14 protein-coding genes are annotated in these 17832 nt (G+C 73.8%); 5 read left to right on the forward strand and 9 right to left on the reverse strand.

What is annotated here, in order from left to right; translation table 11 throughout:
- Positions 1-14: 14 nt before the first annotated feature.
- Together ACGFSH_RS31795 and ACGFSH_RS31800 are read left to right on the forward strand one after the other, a co-directional pair.
- Positions 15-380: a hypothetical protein gene (locus ACGFSH_RS31795; RefSeq protein WP_393354575.1), complete on the forward strand. Its 366-nt coding sequence runs from the start codon at positions 15-17 to the stop codon at positions 378-380.
- 222 nt (positions 381-602) lie between these two features.
- Positions 603-4502 carry a helix-turn-helix domain-containing protein gene (locus tag ACGFSH_RS31800; protein WP_393354577.1) on the forward strand — a complete coding sequence of 1300 codons (3900 nt, stop codon included), beginning with the start codon at positions 603-605 and terminating at the stop codon, positions 4500-4502.
- Positions 4503-4542: 40 nt separating this feature from the next.
- Here ACGFSH_RS31800 and rph read toward each other — a convergent pair whose 3' ends face one another.
- Positions 4543-7155 (reverse strand): rifamycin-inactivating phosphotransferase, encoded by a 2613-nt coding sequence (gene rph, locus ACGFSH_RS31805; protein ID WP_393354579.1) that lies wholly within the window; start codon positions 7153-7155, stop codon positions 4543-4545.
- Positions 7156-7545: 390 nt separating this feature from the next.
- Positions 7546-8397, reverse strand: coding sequence for a phosphotransferase enzyme family protein (locus ACGFSH_RS31810; RefSeq protein WP_393354581.1), 852 nt, complete (start codon positions 8395-8397; stop codon positions 7546-7548).
- Positions 8398-8513: 116 nt separating this feature from the next.
- On the opposite strand from ACGFSH_RS31810, the gene ACGFSH_RS31815 reads away from it, so the two are divergent.
- The gene (locus tag ACGFSH_RS31815) at positions 8514-8894 is read left to right on the forward strand and encodes an antibiotic biosynthesis monooxygenase family protein (RefSeq protein ID WP_393354583.1); all 381 of its coding nucleotides are present in this window, start codon (positions 8514-8516) and stop codon (positions 8892-8894) included.
- Between the two features lie 14 nt (positions 8895-8908).
- On the opposite strand, the gene ACGFSH_RS31820 is transcribed toward ACGFSH_RS31815, so the two are convergent.
- Positions 8909-9262 (reverse strand): hypothetical protein, encoded by a 354-nt coding sequence (locus ACGFSH_RS31820; protein ID WP_393354585.1) that lies wholly within the window; start codon positions 9260-9262, stop codon positions 8909-8911.
- A 99-nt stretch (positions 9263-9361) separates the two neighbouring features.
- Entirely contained in the window at positions 9362-10234 is an 873-nt protein-coding gene (locus ACGFSH_RS31825) for a family 16 glycosylhydrolase (protein WP_393354587.1), read from the reverse strand.
- Positions 10235-10466: 232 nt separating this feature from the next.
- Between ACGFSH_RS31825 and ACGFSH_RS31830 the strand changes: the two genes are divergently transcribed.
- Together ACGFSH_RS31830 and ACGFSH_RS31835 are read left to right on the forward strand one after the other, a co-directional pair.
- A complete protein-coding gene (locus ACGFSH_RS31830) occupies positions 10467-11051 on the forward strand; it encodes a dihydrofolate reductase family protein (RefSeq protein ID WP_393354589.1) in 585 nt (194 codons plus the stop codon).
- Complete coding sequence (locus ACGFSH_RS31835) at positions 11048-11461, forward strand: VOC family protein (protein ID WP_393354591.1); 414 nt, start codon at positions 11048-11050, stop codon at positions 11459-11461. Before ACGFSH_RS31830 ends, ACGFSH_RS31835 begins: the two co-directional genes overlap by 4 nt.
- A 33-nt stretch (positions 11462-11494) precedes the next feature.
- On the opposite strand, the gene ACGFSH_RS31840 is transcribed toward ACGFSH_RS31835, so the two are convergent.
- The 5 genes from ACGFSH_RS31840 to ACGFSH_RS31860 all read right to left on the reverse strand — a co-directional run bounded on the left by ACGFSH_RS31840 (position 11495) and on the right by ACGFSH_RS31860 (position 17649).
- Positions 11495-12154 (reverse strand): DUF5825 family protein, encoded by a 660-nt coding sequence (locus tag ACGFSH_RS31840; RefSeq protein ID WP_393354592.1) that lies wholly within the window; start codon positions 12152-12154, stop codon positions 11495-11497.
- Between the two features lie 83 nt (positions 12155-12237).
- On the reverse strand, positions 12238-14226 hold the full coding sequence (locus ACGFSH_RS31845; protein WP_393354594.1) for a RiPP maturation radical SAM C-methyltransferase: 1989 nt from the start codon (positions 14224-14226) through the stop codon (positions 12238-12240).
- Between the two features lie 91 nt (positions 14227-14317).
- Positions 14318-14440 (reverse strand): hypothetical protein, encoded by a 123-nt coding sequence (locus tag ACGFSH_RS31850; protein WP_329406239.1) that lies wholly within the window; start codon positions 14438-14440, stop codon positions 14318-14320.
- Between the two features lie 76 nt (positions 14441-14516).
- Entirely contained in the window at positions 14517-16400 is a 1884-nt protein-coding gene (locus ACGFSH_RS31855) for an alpha/beta hydrolase family protein (RefSeq protein WP_393354596.1), read from the reverse strand.
- Positions 16393-17649 carry an MFS transporter gene (locus ACGFSH_RS31860; protein ID WP_393354598.1) on the reverse strand — a complete coding sequence of 419 codons (1257 nt, stop codon included), beginning with the start codon at positions 17647-17649 and terminating at the stop codon, positions 16393-16395. Before ACGFSH_RS31860 ends, ACGFSH_RS31855 begins: the two co-directional genes overlap by 8 nt.
- Positions 17650-17832 lie beyond the last annotated feature (183 nt).

Below are 17832 nucleotides of genomic sequence, written 5' to 3' on the forward strand. Positions count from 1 at the left end.
CGCAAGGGGGAAACATGCGCAAGTTGTTCAGTGGAGCCGTAGCACTGGCCACCGCCGCCACGGCGATGGTGGCGCTGGCCGGAACGGCCGAGGCCAAGCCTGCCGGGGACTGGGCGGGCTGCCCGTCCGGCGCCGTCTGCGTCTACCCGCAGAACCAGGACCCCGCCCAGAGCCCGAGCGCCGTCTACTGGAGCTACGGGGCCCACAACCTCAGCAACCAGGTGGGCCGGCACTGGGTCCTCAACAACCAGACCGGCGGCGCGTCCGCGGAGCTGTGTCTGAACTACGGCGGCACGAACTGCAACTACACCATCGCGGCGCAGCACGGGGCGTACGCCGACCTCACGCCGGTCAACTCGATCAAGCTGAACCGGCCGTAGCACCGCTCTGACGCAGAACGTCCGGAACCGCCCCACCGGTTCCGGACGTTCACGTCTTCACCTCGGTACGCCTTCACGTCCTCGCCTCGTCCTCCCTTCGCTTCCTCGCCTGTTCCCGCCGTCTTCGCGCCACGCCGCCGCAATGCGTGATCTGTCGTCATATGCCCGCAGTAGCCTGGGCGTCGGCCGTCACACGGCGCACGCGCGCGACACCCGGGGGATGTGGTGGGGGAGCAGCAGTACACCGGCGACCACGTGGAACCGGCACCGTCCGAGGCCGCGCTCGCGGACTTCCCCGGCCGGCTCAGACACCTCCGCCGGCAGCGCGGACTGTCGCTGGCCGACCTGGCCCGGCAGACGCACTACAGCAAGGGCTACCTCAGCAAGATCGAGACGGGTGCGAAGCGGGTCACCGTCGACGTCGCACGACGCTGCGACGAGATCCTGCGGGCCGACGGAGGGCTGCTGCGCTTGCTCACGACGCACGCCGGGACCGACGGCGAAGCGGCGGGCGGGCGCGACGACGTCCCTCCCTACCGTGGGCTGTCGGCGTTCACCGCGCGGGACGCCGAGTGGTTCTTCGGCCGCGAGCGGGCGACCGCCGCCCTGGTCGAGAGGGTCTTCGCGCGCGTCGGCGAAGGGCCGCTGATGGTCGTCGCCCCATCGGGCGCCGGCAAGTCCTCCCTGTTCCACGCCGGACTGGTGCCGGCCTTCCGCACCCCCGGCCGCTTTCCCATGCCGGGTGCCGAGCGGTGGCCGGTGGTGGCCCTCACCCCCACCGCCCGTCCGCTGGAGGAACTGCTCACCGGCGTCGCCAAGGCGCTGGACGGCGATCCCGGCGTCGGCGTGCGGGAGGTGAGGCGGCGGCCCGAGGCCCTGCTGGAGGCCGTGCGGCGCACGGCCGGCGACGGCTCGGGCTCCGACCGGGACGGACGTCCGCCGCCGGTGCGTCCCGTGTTCCTCGTCGACCAGTTCGAGGAGCTGTTCACGCTCTGCGCCGACGACGACGAGCGCCGGGACTTCGTCCGGGTGCTGTGCGCCGTGTCGACCGCCCCCGGCCGCCGCGGCCCGGCGGACGGGTCCGGGCCCGATCCGGCCGTGGTCGTGCTGGGAGTGCGGGCCGACGTGTCCGGCCGGTGCCTCGAACTCCCCGAGCTGGCACCGGTGTTCACCGACGGGCTCTTCGTGCTCCCTCCGATGTCCGTCGCCGGGCTGCGAGAGGCGATCACCCGCCCCGCCGACCTCGCCGGACTCACCCTGGAACCCGGTCTCGTCCCCCTGCTGCTGCGCGACGCGGGACTGCGCGACGACGCCGCGGGACTGCCCGGCGGCGCGGGCGACGCCGGACGCGCCCTGCCGGACGTCACCCCGTCCGGCGCGCTGCCGCTGGTCTCCCACGCGTTGCTGACCACCTGGCAGCGGCGCGAGGGCACCACCCTCACGGTCGCGGGATACGAGCGAACCGGCGGGATCCGCGGGGCGGTCGCCCGCACCGCCGAGGACGTGTTCGCAGGGCTGCACCCGGGCGAGCAGCAGACGATCCGTCGGCTCCTGGTGCGGCTGGTCCACGTGGCCGACGGCGTGGGACCGGCCCGGTGCCGGATGAGCCGCGCCGCGCTGGTGGACCGGCCCGCCGACGCGGCCGACGCCGCGACCGCCCTGGACGCCTTCGTACGGGCCCGCCTGGTCACCGCCGACCGCGACACCGTGGAGATCGCCCACGAGGCCCTGCTGCACGCCTGGCCCCGGCTGCGCGGCTGGATCGACGCTGACCGGGACGGACTGCTGATCCATCAGCAGCTCGCCCACGCCGCCGACCAGTGGGAGCGCGAGGGCCGCGATCCCTCCGCCCTCTACCGCGGCGCCCGGCTGGAAGCCGTCCGGGAGTGGGCGGGGGAGGCGGCCGGGGAACGGGACGGCCGCGGCCGGCTCAGCGCACGGGAGGAGGCGTTCCTGCGGGCCAGCCGGGACGAGGAGGACGAACGCCTGCGGCAGGCCCGACGGCAGATCCGGCGGCGGCAGAGCACGCTCGTCGCGCTGGTCGTACTGCTGACCCTGGCCGTCGGCGCCGGACTCCTCGCCTTCCGGCAGCGCTCGGACGCCCTGGACCAGGAGCGGGTTGCCCGCTCACGGGCGCTCGCCGCGCAGTCGGCGTCGCTCGCCGCCGGCCAGCCCGAGGAGTCGATGCGGCTCGCCGAGGAGGCCTACCGTTCCCGGGCGACGCCCGAGGCGCGCGGCGCCTTGCTGAGCACCCAGGCGCAGCCCTTCCTGGCCCGGCTCCGCGGGCACCGCGGGCCGGTCAACGCGGTGGCGTTCGCCCCCGACGGGCGCACCCTGGCGACCGCCAGTTCGGACGGCACGGTCACGCTGCGACGGCTCGCGGACCGCCGTACGACCGCCACGTTCGCGATGTCCGGGCAGGCCCGCTCGGTCGCCTTCAGCCCCGACGGCCGCACGCTCGCGGCGGGCGCCACGGACGCGCCCGTTCACCTGTGGGGAGCGGCCGGCCACCATGCGCAGGCGGTGCTGCCGCCGAGCACCGCGGGCGCCCGGGCCGTCGCCTTCGACCCCAGGGGCCGCAGGCTGGCCCTCGCCGCGGCCGACGGCACGGTCCAGGTCTGGGACACCCGCCGGTCGCGTCGCGTCGCCTCGTTCACCGGCCACGTCGGACAGGTCGACGCGCTGGCCTACGCCCCGGACGGCCGGACCCTCGCCTCGGCCGGCGCGGACCGCACCGTCCGGCTGTGGGACACGGACCGCGACCGTCCGGCGCGGGTGCTGAGAGGCCACACCGACGAGGTGTACGGCGTGGCGTTCGCGCCGGACGGCCGGAGCCTGGCCAGCGGCGGCGCCGACCGGACCGTACGGCTGTGGGACCTGGCGGGCCGCCGCCCGGCCGCGGTCCTGACCGGGCACAGCGACGACGTGAACGCGGTCGCCTACACCCCCGACGGCGCCACGGTCGTCAGCGCCGGCGGCGACGGCACGACCCGCCTGTGGGACGTGCGCAGCGGGACGACGACGCTGACGCTCACCGGCCACACCGACTACACGATGGGCGTGGCCGTGAACGCCGACGGCACCGTGCTCGCCACCGCCGGGTTCGACCAGTCCGTGGTGCTGTGGGACCTGGACGGCCCGGTCCTCACGGCCCGCCCGCACACCGAGATCTGGCAGTCCGCCTACAGCCACGACGGAAGACTGCTGGCGACCGCCGACACCGATCACACGGTGCGGCTGTGGGACGTGGCACGGCGCCGGTCCGTGGCGACCCTGAGCGGCCACCGCTCGGCCGTCTTCTCGGTCGCCTTCGCCCCCGACGGCCAGACGCTCGCCTCGGCCGGCTCCGACGGCACGGTCCGGCTGTGGGACGTGGCCGCCCACCGCCTCCTGCGCACGCTCACCGGGCATCGCGGGGACGTCTTCTCCGTGGCGTTCTCGCCCGACGGCGCGCTGCTGGCGTCGGCGGGCGCGGACCGCACGGTGCGGCTGTGGGACGCGGCCGCGCGCCGCCCCCTGGCCACGCTGACCGGCCACACGGACTTCGTCAACGACATCGCCTTCAGCCCCGACGGGCGCACCCTCGCCAGCGCGGGCGACGATCTGACCGTACGGCTGTGGGACGTCGCCTCCCGCGCGCGGCTGACCACCCTCACCGGTCACACCGGCGCGGTCAGGGGGGTGGCGTTCAGCCCGGACGGCCGGGCGCTCGCGAGCAGCGGCAACGACGGCACCGTCCGGCTCTGGGACGTCGCCGGCCGCCGGGCGACGGCGGTCCTGGGAGGGCACACCGGATCGGTGCGGGGCATCGCGTTCTCCCCCGACGGCCGTCTGCTGGCCGGCAGCGGCAGCGACCGCACGGTACGGGTGTGGGACGTGGCCGGGCGGCGGCCGTGGTCCACCCTGACCGGTCACACGAACGCGGTCTGGGGCACGGTGTTCTCCCCGGACGGGCGGACCGTCGCGAGCAGCAGCAACGACGGGACCGTACGACTGTGGAACCTGGACGTCGCGTCCCGGCTCGCCGCGATCTGCCGGCTGCGCCCGACCCCGGCCGCAAGCGCGCCGGGTCCGCTCGCGGAGCCGGTCGAACCGACCGCCCCGCGTCCGTGCGGACGGTGAGAGATGGGCGCCGGGCCGGCCACGGCCCGGCGCCGGGCGTTCACGCCGGAGGCTGCCCGTCGCTCAGGATCTCGACGTACCCCTCGGTCCCGTGGACGCGGATCCGCTGCCCGTCCCGGATCAGCCGGGTTGCCCCCTCCACGCCCACGACGGCCGGCAGGCCGTACTCGCGGGCGATCACGGCGCCATGGGTCATCAGGCCGCCCACCTCCGTCACCAGGCCCGCGATGCCGACGAACAGGGGCGACCAGCTGGGGTCCGTGAACGCCGTGACGAGGATGTCACCCGCCTCCAGATCCGCGTCGGCCATGTCGAGCACGACCCGGGCCCTGCCCTCGACCGTCCCGGCCGACACCGGCAGACCGGTCAGGGCGCCGGCCGGCACGTCGTCGCGCCGGTACGACCCGCTCACCGCCTCGCCCTCGGACGTGAGCACCCGCGGCGGGGTGAGCGCCTCGTACGAGCGGAACGCCTCCTTGCGCCGCCGGACGAGGCCCTCGTCCACCCGCCGCGAGCGCACGGCCTCGTGGAACTCCTGGAAGGTGAGGTAGAAGACGTCCTCCGCGTCGGCCAGCACACCGTCGCGCGCCAGGCTTTCGGCCTCGCGCATCAGGGCCTGCTTGTAGACGAAATAGCGGCTGATGATGCCGTACTTCGGGTACTCCCGGTAGCCGATGAACGTGCGCAGCCGGTCGATCATCCGCTTGGCCTCGGCCGCCTTCGCCTCCCCGTCGGGCAGGGCCCGCAGCCGCGACAGCACCTCCTGCTCCTTCCGCGAGGCCTTCTGCCGGCCGCGCTCGAAGCGCTGCGCGGCCGCACCCGGCCCGAAATTGCGGACGTGGTCGAGGATGACGGGCAGCAGCGTGGTGGGCCGCTCGCTCCATCGCGGCCTGGTGATGTCGATCTCGCCGACGCAGCGCATGCCGTACCGGTCGAGATAGCCCTCGATGGCTTCGCGCGCTTCCGCTCCGCCCGCCACCTTCCCCAGCCGGTCGAGGAAGTCCTCGTCCTCGACGCCCTGGAGGAACGCCACGACCTCCGGATGCGGGCGGATCACGTCCGCGACGTCGAGCAGCGCCAGCCCCATCTCCGAGGTGATGTTGCCGGGGGCGGACAGCGTGAGCGTGTCGGCCGCGTTCGTCTCGCCGAGCCACTCCTTGAGGGTGTCGTTGAGCCACCACGTGGCCTCCATGCCGGCCATGATCGCCTGCATGCTCCGCCGGTCGCCCAGGGCCCGCTTGTGCTCCTGGAAGGCCTCCAGCAGGAATTCGAACAGCGCCGGTCCCGTCTTCGTCCGGATGTCGCGCTTCAGGGCGGCGACGTCGGCCCGGCTGCGTTCGACGAGTTCGGCGACGACGGCCGGGTCGGCCGGGATCGGCGCGGGCGCGCCGCCGGGCGGCGGCCCGGCGGGAGCCGCGTCGGGGAGTGTGGGGACGAAGCCACGGTCGAGGACCGTCTCCAGCGCGTCCCTGATCACCGGATCGCCCTTGCCGATGAGGTCGAGGAGCGCGGCCCGGCTCGCGGGCGCGGCCAGGCGCGGCGTGGCGTCGACGAACAGCCTGCCGCCCGCCTCGTGCATCGGCGCCATGGCCGTCAGCAGCCACACCGACAGCCCCAGGGGTTTCATCGGGTCGGTCATCATCTGCTGGTGGCCGACGGAGATGTAGACGCGAGGGTCGTCGTCGTCCCTCTCGGGCACGGGGAACAGTGTCGTGATCGGCCGGCTCTGGACGATCCGGAAGCCGTCGTCGGCCAGGCACCACTCGATGTCCTGCGGCCGGCCGAAGTGCGCCTCGATCCGCCGTCCGAGCCGCACGAGCCGCCCTACCTGATCATCCGTCAATGCCGGCTCGCGCTGCCGTTCCGGGGCGATCACGACGTCTCGTGTGCCGCCTTCGGGCCGGGCGTGAACGGCCCGCTGTTTCGCGGCGATCGCCCTGTCGACGATCTTGCCGTCGCGCACCTTGTACACGTCGGGGTTGACCAGGCCGGAGACCAGGGCCTCGCCGAGACCGAAGCCGGCGTCCACGGTGGCGACCTTCCGGTTGCCCGTGACGGGGTCGGCGGTGAACAGGATGCCGGAGGCCTCGGGGAATACCATCCGCTGCACCACCACGGCCATGTGGACCGTGCGGTGGTCGATGCCGTTGCGCTGACGGTACGTCACCGCCCGCTCGGTGAACAGCGAGGCCCAGCACCGGCTGACGTGCCGCAGGACCTCCGCCGGCCCCATCACGTTCAGGTACGTGTCCTGCTGGCCGGCGAAGGACGCCGTCGGCAGGTCCTCCGCCGTCGCGCTGGAGCGCACGGCGTACGCGGACCGCTCACCGGTCCGGGCGAGCGCGCCGGTGATCGCCGCGGCGATGTCGCCGGGAACCGGGATCTCCTCGATGGTCTCGCGGACCAGCGCGCTGAGCGCGCGCACCGCCTCCCGGTCGTCCGCCGCCACCCGCGCCAGCCGGCCGAGCAGATCGTCGAGCGACGGCGCCTCGGCCAGCGTCCGGCGGAAGGCGTCCGTCGTCACACAGAAACCGTCCGGCACCAGGACGCCGTCGATCCGCGACAGCGCGCCCAGATGCGCGCCCTTGCCGCCGACGTCCGCGATCCGCCCGGCGTCGATGTCCCCGAGTGCCAGCACGTACGGCCCGTTCATCGCGCCACCCCCGCGCCCGCCGCGCCTGTCCGCCGCACCCGCACCGCGTCGCCCGCTCGTGTCACCGGCGCGCTCCCGGTCGCCTGTCCTCCTCCGGTCGGTCCCGCCGTCGGTCCGACGTCACCGCGTCCCCCGTACGTCGACAACAACACCAGCACGTAGCGCCCTCATTTCCGCAGGTTGTGGCCTCGGCCGACGATTGTGCGCCCCGACGGGGGCCTTGCGGCAAGCCCCCTGGCGCGCTATAACTTAGGAGAGGCAGGGAGAGGTTTCTCCTTGCCTTCGCTGTTTCCGGGGTTGTTTTCAGGTCGGTTCGTGCCGTGTGCCGTGTGCCGTGTGCCGTGTGCCGGGGCGCGCGTCGGCGAGGCGGCCGTGCGCCGCGCCCCCGTCTCAGCCGCGCAGGTCGAACCCGCCGTGACCGAGCGCGGACCGGATCCGGCCCAGCCCCTCCACGCCCATCCGGCGCCCGCCGGGAAACCGGTCGTCCCGGTCCCAGCGCCACGCGGTGACGATGGCCGTCACGAGGATCCGGCACGCGCGCAGCATGTCCGCGTCGATCCCGTCGCAGTGTCCGCCGACCGCCTCCGGGGCATGGGCGACGTCGAACTCGACCGGCCCACGGCAGCACGTCTCGAAGTCGATGAACAGCGGCCCCTCGGCGGTGGCGAGCAGGTTGCCCGGGTGCGGCTCCCCGTGCAGCAGCTGCTCGCCGCCGCCGTGCCCGGCGACGAGGCGTCCGAGGCCGCGCAGGGCGTCGACGAGCAACGCGCGGTCTTCGCCGCCGAGTTCGGGCGTACGGTCACGGTCCGCGACGAGTCGCCGGGCCTGCTCGGCGCGATCGGTGAAGTGCGGCACCGGGACGTCGACCCGCCGCAGGCCGGCGTGCAACCGCTCCAGCGCCCGGGCGTAGTCGCGGGGCGGCACCTCGTAGGGCGGCACGGGTGCGTGGAAGGTCCACAACGTGACGACGAAGCCGTCCCGCTCGTGGACGCGGGGCTCCACCCGGGGGTGGAGCCGGGCCACCGGGCACCCGGAGGCGGCGAGCCGCCTGGCGAGGTCGACCTCGAACCGGGCGACCTGGTGCCCGGCGGGAGCCACCCGGGCCACGACGTCACAGGGCAGCAGACGCACGGTGAGCTTGTTCGAGTCATGCAGCACCGTCACGTCGTCGGCCGCCAGACCGAGGGACACGGCGATCGACCGCGCCGCCGCCACCGCACGCACCGCCTCCGCCGCCCGCATCGCTCCCCGCCCCCTTCTCCCGGGCGGCGCCGACGGCGGGAAGCCGGCCCCGCCTCCGGAGCACCGACCCCGGAACTCGCTGGATCACCGGTCGCCTTCCACCATACGGTGGCGCCATGAGCGATCACCCGGAAGTGCCCGTCGCGCCCGTCGAGGCCTACGAACCGCCCTACTACGTCGCCGTGTTCACCACCGTGCGCACCGACGACCAGAGCGGCTACGGCGAGACCAACGCCCGCATGGAAGACCTCGTGAAGGACGTCCCCGGATACCTCGGGATGGACCATGCGCAGACTCCGGGAGGGCTGGGCATCACCGTCGGCTACTTCCGCGACGCCGACGCCCTCACGCAGTGGCGGAGCAACGCCGAGCACCGCGCGGCCCAGGAGCGGGGACGGGCCGACTGGTACCGGAGCTACACGCTCCACGTGGCGAAGGTGGAGCGCAGTCACGGCTTCGTGCGGGACCGGACGCCGCGGCGCCCCGCGGCGGGCTGACCGGCGCGCACGTGTCAGGAGCGGACGACGGCGACTCCGCCGATCAGGCCCCACGCGTCGATCCGGACCGTCGGCCCGCCCGGCCGGCTCGGGCCGTCGTCCCTCACTCCGCCCAGACGCAGTCCGCGCACCTCCACCCGGACGTCGTCGCGGACCCTGAGACCGACACCGCCGATCAGGCTCAGCTTGGTGATGCGCAGTTCGGCGCCGTCGGGGATGTCGACGTCCGTCAGATCGACGTCGGCGCCGCCGATGAGGGACGCGGTGAGCGTCCGCTCGTGGAGTGTGGCGCCCGCCAGGCGGTGACCGCCGATCAGGCTCACCCTGACGTCGGTCTTCCCGGACTTCTCGTCGCTGTGCTTCGTCATGAGAAGTACCCTACGGGCGGCCGCACTTGGGCCGCAGTGGCAGTCGTCCTGGGTTGCGCATGACAAGAGTCATGTCCGGGGGCCGCGCCCCGGCTCCCGTCATGCGCGGCCGGTGCCGTAGAAGCGCACGTAGTCGACGGTCATCGTCGCGGGGGACGGCGTCGAGGCGTCAGGAGGTCCGGGCCAGTCGCCTCCGACGGCGACGTTGAGCAGCAGGTGCATGTCCTGCTCGAAGACCCAGTCGCGCGGCGCGGGCAGTTTCGAGGGAGTAAGGGTGAAGTAGGGCTCGCCGTCCACGGACCAGGTGACGCGCCCCGGTCGCTTGTCCACGGCGTACGTGTGGAACGCCGTCGAGGCGTCGGCAGGAAGGGTGACGGAGCCGCCGACGCCGTTCTCGTCGAAGTAGGTCGGCCCGTGCGCGGTGCCGTGGACGGTGCGCGGTTCCCCGCCGACGACCTCGCAGATGTCCAGCTCACCCTGGGCGGGCCACTCGGCCCCGTTGTCGCCGAGCATCCAGATCGCCGGCAGCAGACCCGTTCCCGTGGGGAGCTTCGCACGGACCTCCACGCGCCCGTGGCGCAGGGCGGCCTTCCCCTCGGTGGTCAGCCGGGCCGACGTCCACGGGCAGAACTCCCGCGTGTAGCACGGCAGTCGGGACCCGGCGGGGGCCGGGCGTGCCGAGATCAGCAGATGCCCCTCGCCGTCGAGGCCGGAGTTGGCCGCGTCGTCCGTGTAGAACTGCAACTCGTTGTTGCCCCACCCCTCGGCGTCCCGGTTTCCCGTCTCGGTGTTCCAGGACGTCGCCGACGGGCGGACGCCCTCCTCGCCGTCGAACTCAGCCCGCCAGAAGGGCCGTTCCGCGGCGGCGGACGAGGGCGCCTCATCGTGGGAGCCCGAGCCCGAGCCCGAGCCGCATCCGCAGAGCAGGCCGCTCAGCGCCAGGACGAGGGCCAGGGCGGTGCGTCGGTTCATGTGCGCTGCTCCCGGAGGTCGTGCCGAAGACGATAGCCGGTGGGGCGCGGCGCGAGGCTCCTGGGGACACCCGACCATCCGCCCCGTCCCGGCCATCCGCCCCGTCCCGGCCATCCGACCCGTCCCGCGGCGATGAGTCCGCCGGCTGCCCGGAGTCCCCCTTGTGACATTCCCGCCCGGACGGGGGAAGGACAGAGCACGCCCAGGCAATGAAGGAGAGGTGCAGGCCGCGATGAGCAATCCGATTCGGCTGTACATGTCGATGTCGCTCGACGGCTGCATCGCCGGTCCCGACGACCGACCGGGCCAGGAACTCGGGCGCGCGGGAGGACGTCTTTTCAACTGGCTCGACGACCGGGAGTCCGACGGTCCCAGCGGCCAGGTCTACCGCGAGGCGCTGGCCACCGGTGCCGTGATCTCCGGCCGCCGGACCTTCGAGCTCGCCGGGCGCTGGCGGGGCGACCACCACGACGGTGTGCCGATCTTCGTGCTCACCCACCAGGTCGACGACGGGGACGTGCCGCCCGGCCGCGCGCGGTTCGTCACGGACGTCGACGAATGCGCCCGTCAGGCCCGCGCGGCGGCCGGTGACCGGCCGGTGATGGTCCACGGCGCGAGCGCGGCCCGGGCGCTCCTGCGCGCCGGACAGCTGGACGAGATGGAGATCCACCTCGTGCAGGTCCTCCTCGGGGACGGCCGGCGCCTCTTCGACGGTCTGGGCGGTGATCACATCGAGCTCGACCTCGTCCGGCGGCTCGACGACCGGGACGTCACGCACCTGCGCTACCGGGTGCGCCGCCGCGAGGAGGCCGCGTGAGGACGCTGTTCGTCTCCTACCGCGTCACCGACCTGGACCGTTCGCTCGCTTTCTACACCGCCCTGGGCTACGCGGAGCTGGGCAGGGTGCACGGCGGTGACGCGGGTCGCCTCGCGCTCCTGAGGTTCCCGGGCGAGACCTCGGCCTCGCTCGAACTGGTCCACCGCCCCGCGGACGGAAGCGTCGACGTGGGCACCGGCTTCGACCACCTCGCGATCCAGGTGGACACACTGGCCGGCACCCTGGAGCGGCTGACCCGCGCAGGCCTGGAGCCGGGGCCCGTCCAGCACCCGGGCGGCCCCGACGGCCCGACGACCGCGTGGCTCACCGACCCGGACGGCTACCGGATCGAGCTGGTGCAATGGCCGCCCGGGCACGCCGACGGCCTCACCGACGCGGACTTCTCCTGAGCGGTCCGGGCCGAGGGGCCGGTGGCGTCCGGTTCAGACGGCCATGGCTTCCTGGAGCCAGCGGGACACCCGGTAGGGCAGCCACCACGCCAGGTCGCCGACGCGCAGCACCAGGTGCTCGGCCGTGAACTCCTCGAGGATGTCGGCGGGCACGGCGGCGTGGTGGACGCCCGGCACGAGCCGGTCGACGGCCTCGTGGTAGCGGGGCTCCTCGGCGGTGAAGCGGCGCAGATCGCCCCAGCGGCGGTCCCGGATCTGCACGAAGCCCGGACCCTGGCGCCAGACGAGTTTGCACAGGTAGTGCCGGGTCCGCCAGGCGTGCAGCGCCTCGTCGGCGGCTTCGAGGCCGGTGACGGTGCGGGGCGGCTGGAGGTGGGACAGCACCTTCCACTGGTGGGCGGAGTCGTGCGGGGACAGGCGCAGGTCCCAGTCGACGGAGACGGCGCGGGCGGTGAGGTCGCGCACCAGGCACAGCCGGTCGACGGCCCTTCGGTGGGACGCGGGATCGTCGCCGGTCAGGTCGACGGCCGTGTCCAGTTCGGCATGGCGCACCCCCAGGTCCCACAACCGGTCGACCTGCGGTGGCTGTGCGGTCACCTGGAGGGTTCCCAGCGACATGCCCGGCAGATCACGGGCCTGTGGATCGAGGTCGCGCCACGCTCGGACGGTGACGCTCGGTGCGGTGGCTGTCATGTGCGGTCCTTCGTCGGGTCGCGGGGCCGGGGGGACGGGGGGACGGGCAAGCGGGGAAGGGCGAAGGGGAAGGTGGCCCGTGCTCAGGACGGGACCGGCGCGGGCTCTGCGGTGGCGTCGGCGACGGTGGTGCTCCCGACGGCGGTGGCCGGCCCGCTCGCGGTGGTGGTCTCGTCGCGGGTGTGGGCGTGCCGCATGTAGTCCAGACGCAGCAGGTCCTGGTTCACGGCGGCCGGGGCGATGTGCACGTACTGGCCCGCGTCCGTGAAGACGATGCCCTGCGTGACCCACTCCTTGAGAAGCGCCTCCACCTCGTGCGGTGTGCACGGCGCGCCGTCGGGCGAGCCGGCGGCCGAGGTCAACTTGCGGTGCAGCGCGACTACGGTGTGCGGCTGGTCCAGGAGGCGGAAGAGCGCCGTCTCCAGCGGGCCGGCGAGTTGCAGGGTCCGCCATGCGTAGGACGGACGCCGGCTGACCAGGACGATCCGGTCGCCCAGGTCGGTGTGGGTGAGGCGCGCGTCGGCGTGGTGCTTCTTCCAGGCGGCGATGCCGTCGTTGAGGAGCGTGACCGTGGGCTCGGTGATGCCGCGCTCCGGCGCCTGGAAGACGTAGGCCAGATCGTGGAGCTCCGCCTCGGGCAGGTCGTACGTGAACAGGTAGTGCTCCTCCGGGCGCAGTCCGGTGAAGCCCAGTTCGGGGCGGTTGAAGTACGGGCTGAACCGTTCGATGGCGATGCGGGCGGACAGGTCGACCGGCGGGTTGAGATGCTCCAGGGCGGGGAGCTGCCGGATGACGGGTTCGTAGTCGTCCGCGGTCTCGCCGGGGAAGCCGTGCAGGTAGTTCCATGACACCGACAGCCCGGTCTCCGCCGCGTCGCGGAGCATGCGCACGTTCTGGCAGCCGCTGACGCCCTTGTCCATGAGGTCGAGGACCCGGCTGTTGAGGCTCTCGATGCCCGGCTGGACGTAGATGAGCCCGGCGTCGGCCAGGACCTGCAACTGGGGGCGCCGCATGTTGGCCTTGATCTCGATGTGCATGCGCAGGTCGTAGCCGCTGTCGATGACGCGGGGCAGCACGGTGGACAGGTAGCGCATGTCCAGGATGTTGTCGACCACGTACATGTCCAGCACCCGGTGCCGCTCCGCCAGGTCCATGATCTCCTGGTAGAACGTGTCGGGGCTCTTGCTGCGGAACTGCATGAAGGAGCCGTTGAGGCCGCAGAAGGTGCAGTGGTGCTTCTCGCCCCACCAGCAGCCCCGCGCGCCCTCGACGACCAGTTTCGGCTCCACCCAGTTGCGCGCCACGGACGCGGCGAGACGTTCGAAGTAGCCGCTGTAGTCGGGCGGCAGGATCGCCGCGGGCGGCAACGGTCCGGCGGGCATGGGGTTGACGGTGTGTCCCGACTCGGGGGTGCGGTGGCACAGCCCCGGGATCGAGGCCGCGGCGGACGGGTCGCCGTCGCGCAGCGCGGTCAGCAGCCGGGGGAAGGCGTCCTCGCCCTCGCCGCGCACCACGTAGTCCACGAACGGGAAGTTGCGGTGGACGGCGGCGCCCTGCTCGGCGTCGCAGTTGGCTCCGCCCATGACGGTGACGACGTGCGGGGCGAGACGCTTGATGTGACGGGCGGCCGCCAGCGCGGCCGTGTTCTGCTGGAACGTGGAGGTGAACCCGACCACGTCGGGCTGCAGCGCGACGACGCGCTCGGCCACCTCGGCGACGAACTCCGGCACGACGCGGTGCAGTTCGCGTGTCATGCGCATCCGGGACCGGCGCAGCTTGGACGTCATGGCGTCGACGAACTCCGACTCCCGCCATTGCGGGTCGTCGTAGAGCGCCGAGGAGAACACCCAGTCCCCGCAGCCGAGGAAGTAGGAGGAGAGGGCGTAGTAGTCGTAGTCCTCGGCCGTGAACTCGGTGCGGCCGGTGATCCAGTCGGTGAATTCCAGATTGGCGTGCAGCACCTCGCACGTGGCGTCCTGGACGTGTTCGTCGACGCTTCGTTTCAGGATGCCGAGCGCCAGTGAGGGCAGGTCCATCGGGGACCAGGGCATGTTGACGAGAAGAACGCGCACGGTGGGCTCCTCGGAGCGCGAGCGGCTGGCGGGACGGGAACGGGAGGGTGCCCGGCCGGCCCGGGTCGGACCGGGCCGGCCGGGCCGCGGGTCACTCCTCGTCGTCGCTCTCGGCGGCGTTGCGGAACGGGATCGTGATGGTGATGCCGATGCCCGGCTTCCGGTTCTCCTCGTCGCCGTCGAGCGGGTCGTTGTGGATGATGTCCTTCTGCATGGTCGTCCTCCTTCTCGGGTTCATGGAGTGTTCTTCGGGCGGGTGGTGCCGTGCACGCCCGGTCCCGCTGTGTCCATCAGCGGGGCCGGGGTCCTCCGGACGGTGCCGGAGGACGTGAGGGGGTGTCCGCCGCCGGTGCGGGCAGACACGAGTGCAGGAACGTCAGGGAGCGGCGCAGGACGGCGACGTGTGCCGCGCCGTCGTAGCCGTCGTGTCCGGTGTCGAGCCACAGCTGCTCGTGGGCCACGCCCGCGGCGGTCAGGGCGGCGGAGTAGCTGCGGATCTGCTCGGGCGGGCACTTGGCGTCCTTCTCCGCGCCGACGAGGAGCAACGGCGCGCGGACCGCTGACGCGTAGGTGAGGGGAGAGCTGCGGGAGTAACGTTCCGGCACCTCTTCCGGCGTCCCCCCGAACCAGCGGACGTCCAGGGCGCGCAGTGCGGGGGTGGTCAGCCGGTGGGCGCTCACCCAGTCGGCGACGGGCTTCACCGCGATGCCGGCCTGCCAGGTCCGCGGGCGGCTGCCGAGCGCGAGGAGTACCAGGTACGCCCCCCAGGACACGCCCCACAGGGCGGTCGCGCGGTCGTCGGCGAGTCCGCGGCGGACGAGATCGGCCCGTACGGCGACCAGGTCGTCCACCTGGGCGTGGCCGACGTCTGTCCCGAACGCCCGCCGCCAGCGGGGACCGTAGCCGGTCGAGCCGCGGTAGTTGACCCGCGCGACGGCGTATCCGGAGGCCACGAGCGAGTGCACGGTGGCGTCGTAGGCGTCCCGGTCGTGGTCCGCGGGCCCGCCGTGGACGAGGAACACGGTCGGCCACGGACCGCCGGAGGCGGGATGTCCGGCGCCGGCGCCGGCGCCGCTTCCGCCCGCCGTCTCGTCCGGCAGGCTGAGGAACGTGTGGACGGAGCCGTGGGGCGTCGGGGTCCACAGATCGGTGTGACGGCCGGGCACATGGGGCAGGGGGCCGGGTTCCGGCAGCGCGATCCCGTCGGTCGAGCGCGGAACGGGCGGGTGCGCGGTGTCGGTCCACAGGTAGTGCAGCCCCCCGCCGGGCCGCGGGGCGGCGTCGAGCAGACTGCCCGCGGGGGTGGGGACGACGCGGCGGGCGCGGTCGCGCAGGGACACCCGGTGCAGCAGCGACCGGCCATGGCGCTCCTGGCGCACCAGCACCTCGTCGGTGTCGGGATACCAGGACGCGGTGATCTCCGTGTCGAAGCGGCACCACGCGTGAACGGCCAGCCCGTCGTGCGGCGTCCACGTCGCCAACTGGTAGCAGTCCTCCAGCTCGTGCACCAGCAGCAGTTCCCTGCGGCCCCGCCGCGGCGAGAAGCCCCGGCACCAGAATCTGCCGCCGGGTCCGCCGGGTCCGCCGGGGGGCGCGGCTTCAACAAATCCGTCGGCGCTGTCGGGGCGGGGCAGGGCGGCGAGCACCCGGCCCGACGGGGTCACGACGACGACGGTCGCATCGCCGTCGGACGCCGTCGCGAGGGCCATGAGATCGCCTTCCGGTGTGATGCCCCCCAGCCGGGCCGGACCGGCGGTGCGGAGCACCTCGCGCGGTACCCGGCCACGCCGTCCCACCAGCAGACTCGTGCCTCCCTGCCGGGGCGCGACCGCCGCGGCGACCGTGCCGTCGGCCGTCACCGCGAGCCCGCGCGGCGACCCGGCCGGCGCCCCCGGCAGGCCGGGCAGCCGGCAGCCGCCGTCGAACGGCTCGAACCACCAGCGCCCCACGCCGTCGGCGTCCTCGTCGAACCACCACACGTACGCGTCCGCGTCGACGGCGTGATGCACCGTGCCCCCGGGCCGGTCGGTGACCTGACGGGCGCTGCGGGTCGAGGCGTCCCACGTGAAGACCTCGCAGCGGCCCCCGGCGTCGCCCGTCAGCACCATGCGCCGGGCGTCGCGCGGGCACACCTGCGGGAGCGCGCCGACGAAGACCCTGAAGGCGTCACCCACGGCCGTCACCCGTCGTCCCCTCGGCGGACACGGCGGACGCGGCGCCCGAGCGCAGCAGTCCCGGAGCCTTCACCTGCGTGTGGACGGCCAGTGCGCCGAACAGCACGGTGCACAGCAGCACCGGAGTGCGCGCGGTGCCCACGGTGACCATGAACGCGGCGAGCGCCGGCGCGCCGGCCGCGGCGAGGGCGGAGAGCGAGCCGAAGACGCCCGCGGTCCGCGACTGCAACGCCACCGGCGTGCACGCGACGGCGACGCCGGCCAGGACCACCGTGATCAACGGCACCAGCAGCGAGATCCCGGCGAACGCCGCTCCCCAGCCGACCGCGCCGTCCGCCCACACCAGGGATCCGCACGGCACGGGCAGCAGCCAGGCGGCCAGGGTCAACAGGCGTCCCGCACCTAGGCGGCGTACCGCGGGGGCGGCGAGCAGCGCGCCCAGAAGCCCGGCCGCCCCGGAAGCCGCGAGCACCGCGCCGACGGCCGCGCCGTCGCTGTGGCCGTGACCGTCGGAGCCGAGCCGGAAGAGCGCGGTGTAGAACAGCAGCGTCAGTGTTCCCCCGGCGGTCGACGTCCAGATCAGGACGAGACGCAGGACGGGGGACCGGGCCACCGTCACCACGCCCGCCGTCATGGCGCCGAACCTTCCCGACCACATCCCCCGCATCCCGCGGTCGCCCGTCTTTCCCGGACGGACTGCTGCCTCCGGCGCATGGGCCGGCGGGTCGAGGGGCGTGCGGATGGACCGGACGCCGAGCGCGGCCGCCGCGTAGGAGAGCGCGTCCGCGAGGAAGGGCAGGGGCCGGGCGAGCTGGAAGAGGACTCCGCCCAGCACCGGACCCACGACGAGCGAGATCTGATCGCCCACCTGCATCCCGGCGGCCGCCCGGGGCAGTTCGTCGGTCGCGGCCAGATGGACGAGGGCTCCGCGCGACGCGGCCTCGTAGACCACCGCGCACAGCCGCTCGGCCAGCGCGAGCGCCATCACGACCCATAACGCGGGCCGGCCCAGGCAGGTCAGGGCCAGCACGCCCGTGCACAGGGCCGCGAGCGCCGCCGACCCCGTCATGAGGAGCCGCCGTCGTCCCCGGTCCGCCGGCACCGCGACGACCGGCCCGAGAACGACCCCGCTCAGCGCGGTGGCGGTGGCCAGCGAACCGGCGGTGCCGGGACTGTGGCCGAGGTCCAGCAGCAGCAACGGCAGGACGAGACCGGAGGCCTGGCTGCCGAGTCCGTCGACGGCGTTCACCCACCACAAAGTCCTGAGGTCGCCGCGCGCCGGAGCGGCCGCACCGGCCCCGGGTCTGCGCCGTCGCGCACGAGGTGGCCGTTCGGCGGCGGGGTGCGCGTCATACGGTGGTGAGGGACGGCCCGAAGGCCGGCGAACCGGTGACCCGTCGACGTTCCCCACCCCCCGTACGCCTGGGGGCCC

Origin of the sequence: Streptomyces sp. NPDC048481 (assembly GCF_043200075.1) — a bacterium.
Lineage (GTDB): Bacteria > Actinomycetota > Actinomycetes > Streptomycetales > Streptomycetaceae > Streptomyces.

What these genes read in the sequence shown, in the direction of transcription:
- ACGFSH_RS31810 (WP_393354581.1), bottom strand. Translation starts at nt 8,397, where the DNA reads ATGCGGGCGGCGGAGGCGGTGCGTGCGGTGGCGGCGGCGCGGTCGATC.
- ACGFSH_RS31825 (WP_393354587.1), bottom strand. Translation starts at nt 10,234, where the DNA reads ATGAACCGACGCACCGCCCTGGCCCTCGTCCTGGCGCTGAGCGGCCTG.
- ACGFSH_RS31815 (WP_393354583.1), top strand. Translation starts at nt 8,514, where the DNA reads ATGAGCGATCACCCGGAAGTGCCCGTCGCGCCCGTCGAGGCCTACGAA.
- rph (WP_393354579.1), bottom strand. Translation starts at nt 7,155, where the DNA reads ATGAACGGGCCGTACGTGCTGGCACTCGGGGACATCGACGCCGGGCGG.
- ACGFSH_RS31820 (WP_393354585.1), bottom strand. Translation starts at nt 9,262, where the DNA reads ATGACGAAGCACAGCGACGAGAAGTCCGGGAAGACCGACGTCAGGGTG.
- ACGFSH_RS31795 (WP_393354575.1), top strand. Translation starts at nt 15, where the DNA reads ATGCGCAAGTTGTTCAGTGGAGCCGTAGCACTGGCCACCGCCGCCACG.
- ACGFSH_RS31840 (WP_393354592.1), bottom strand. Translation starts at nt 12,154, where the DNA reads ATGACAGCCACCGCACCGAGCGTCACCGTCCGAGCGTGGCGCGACCTC.
- ACGFSH_RS31850 (WP_329406239.1), bottom strand. Translation starts at nt 14,440, where the DNA reads ATGCAGAAGGACATCATCCACAACGACCCGCTCGACGGCGACGAGGAG.
- ACGFSH_RS31830 (WP_393354589.1), top strand. Translation starts at nt 10,467, where the DNA reads ATGAGCAATCCGATTCGGCTGTACATGTCGATGTCGCTCGACGGCTGC.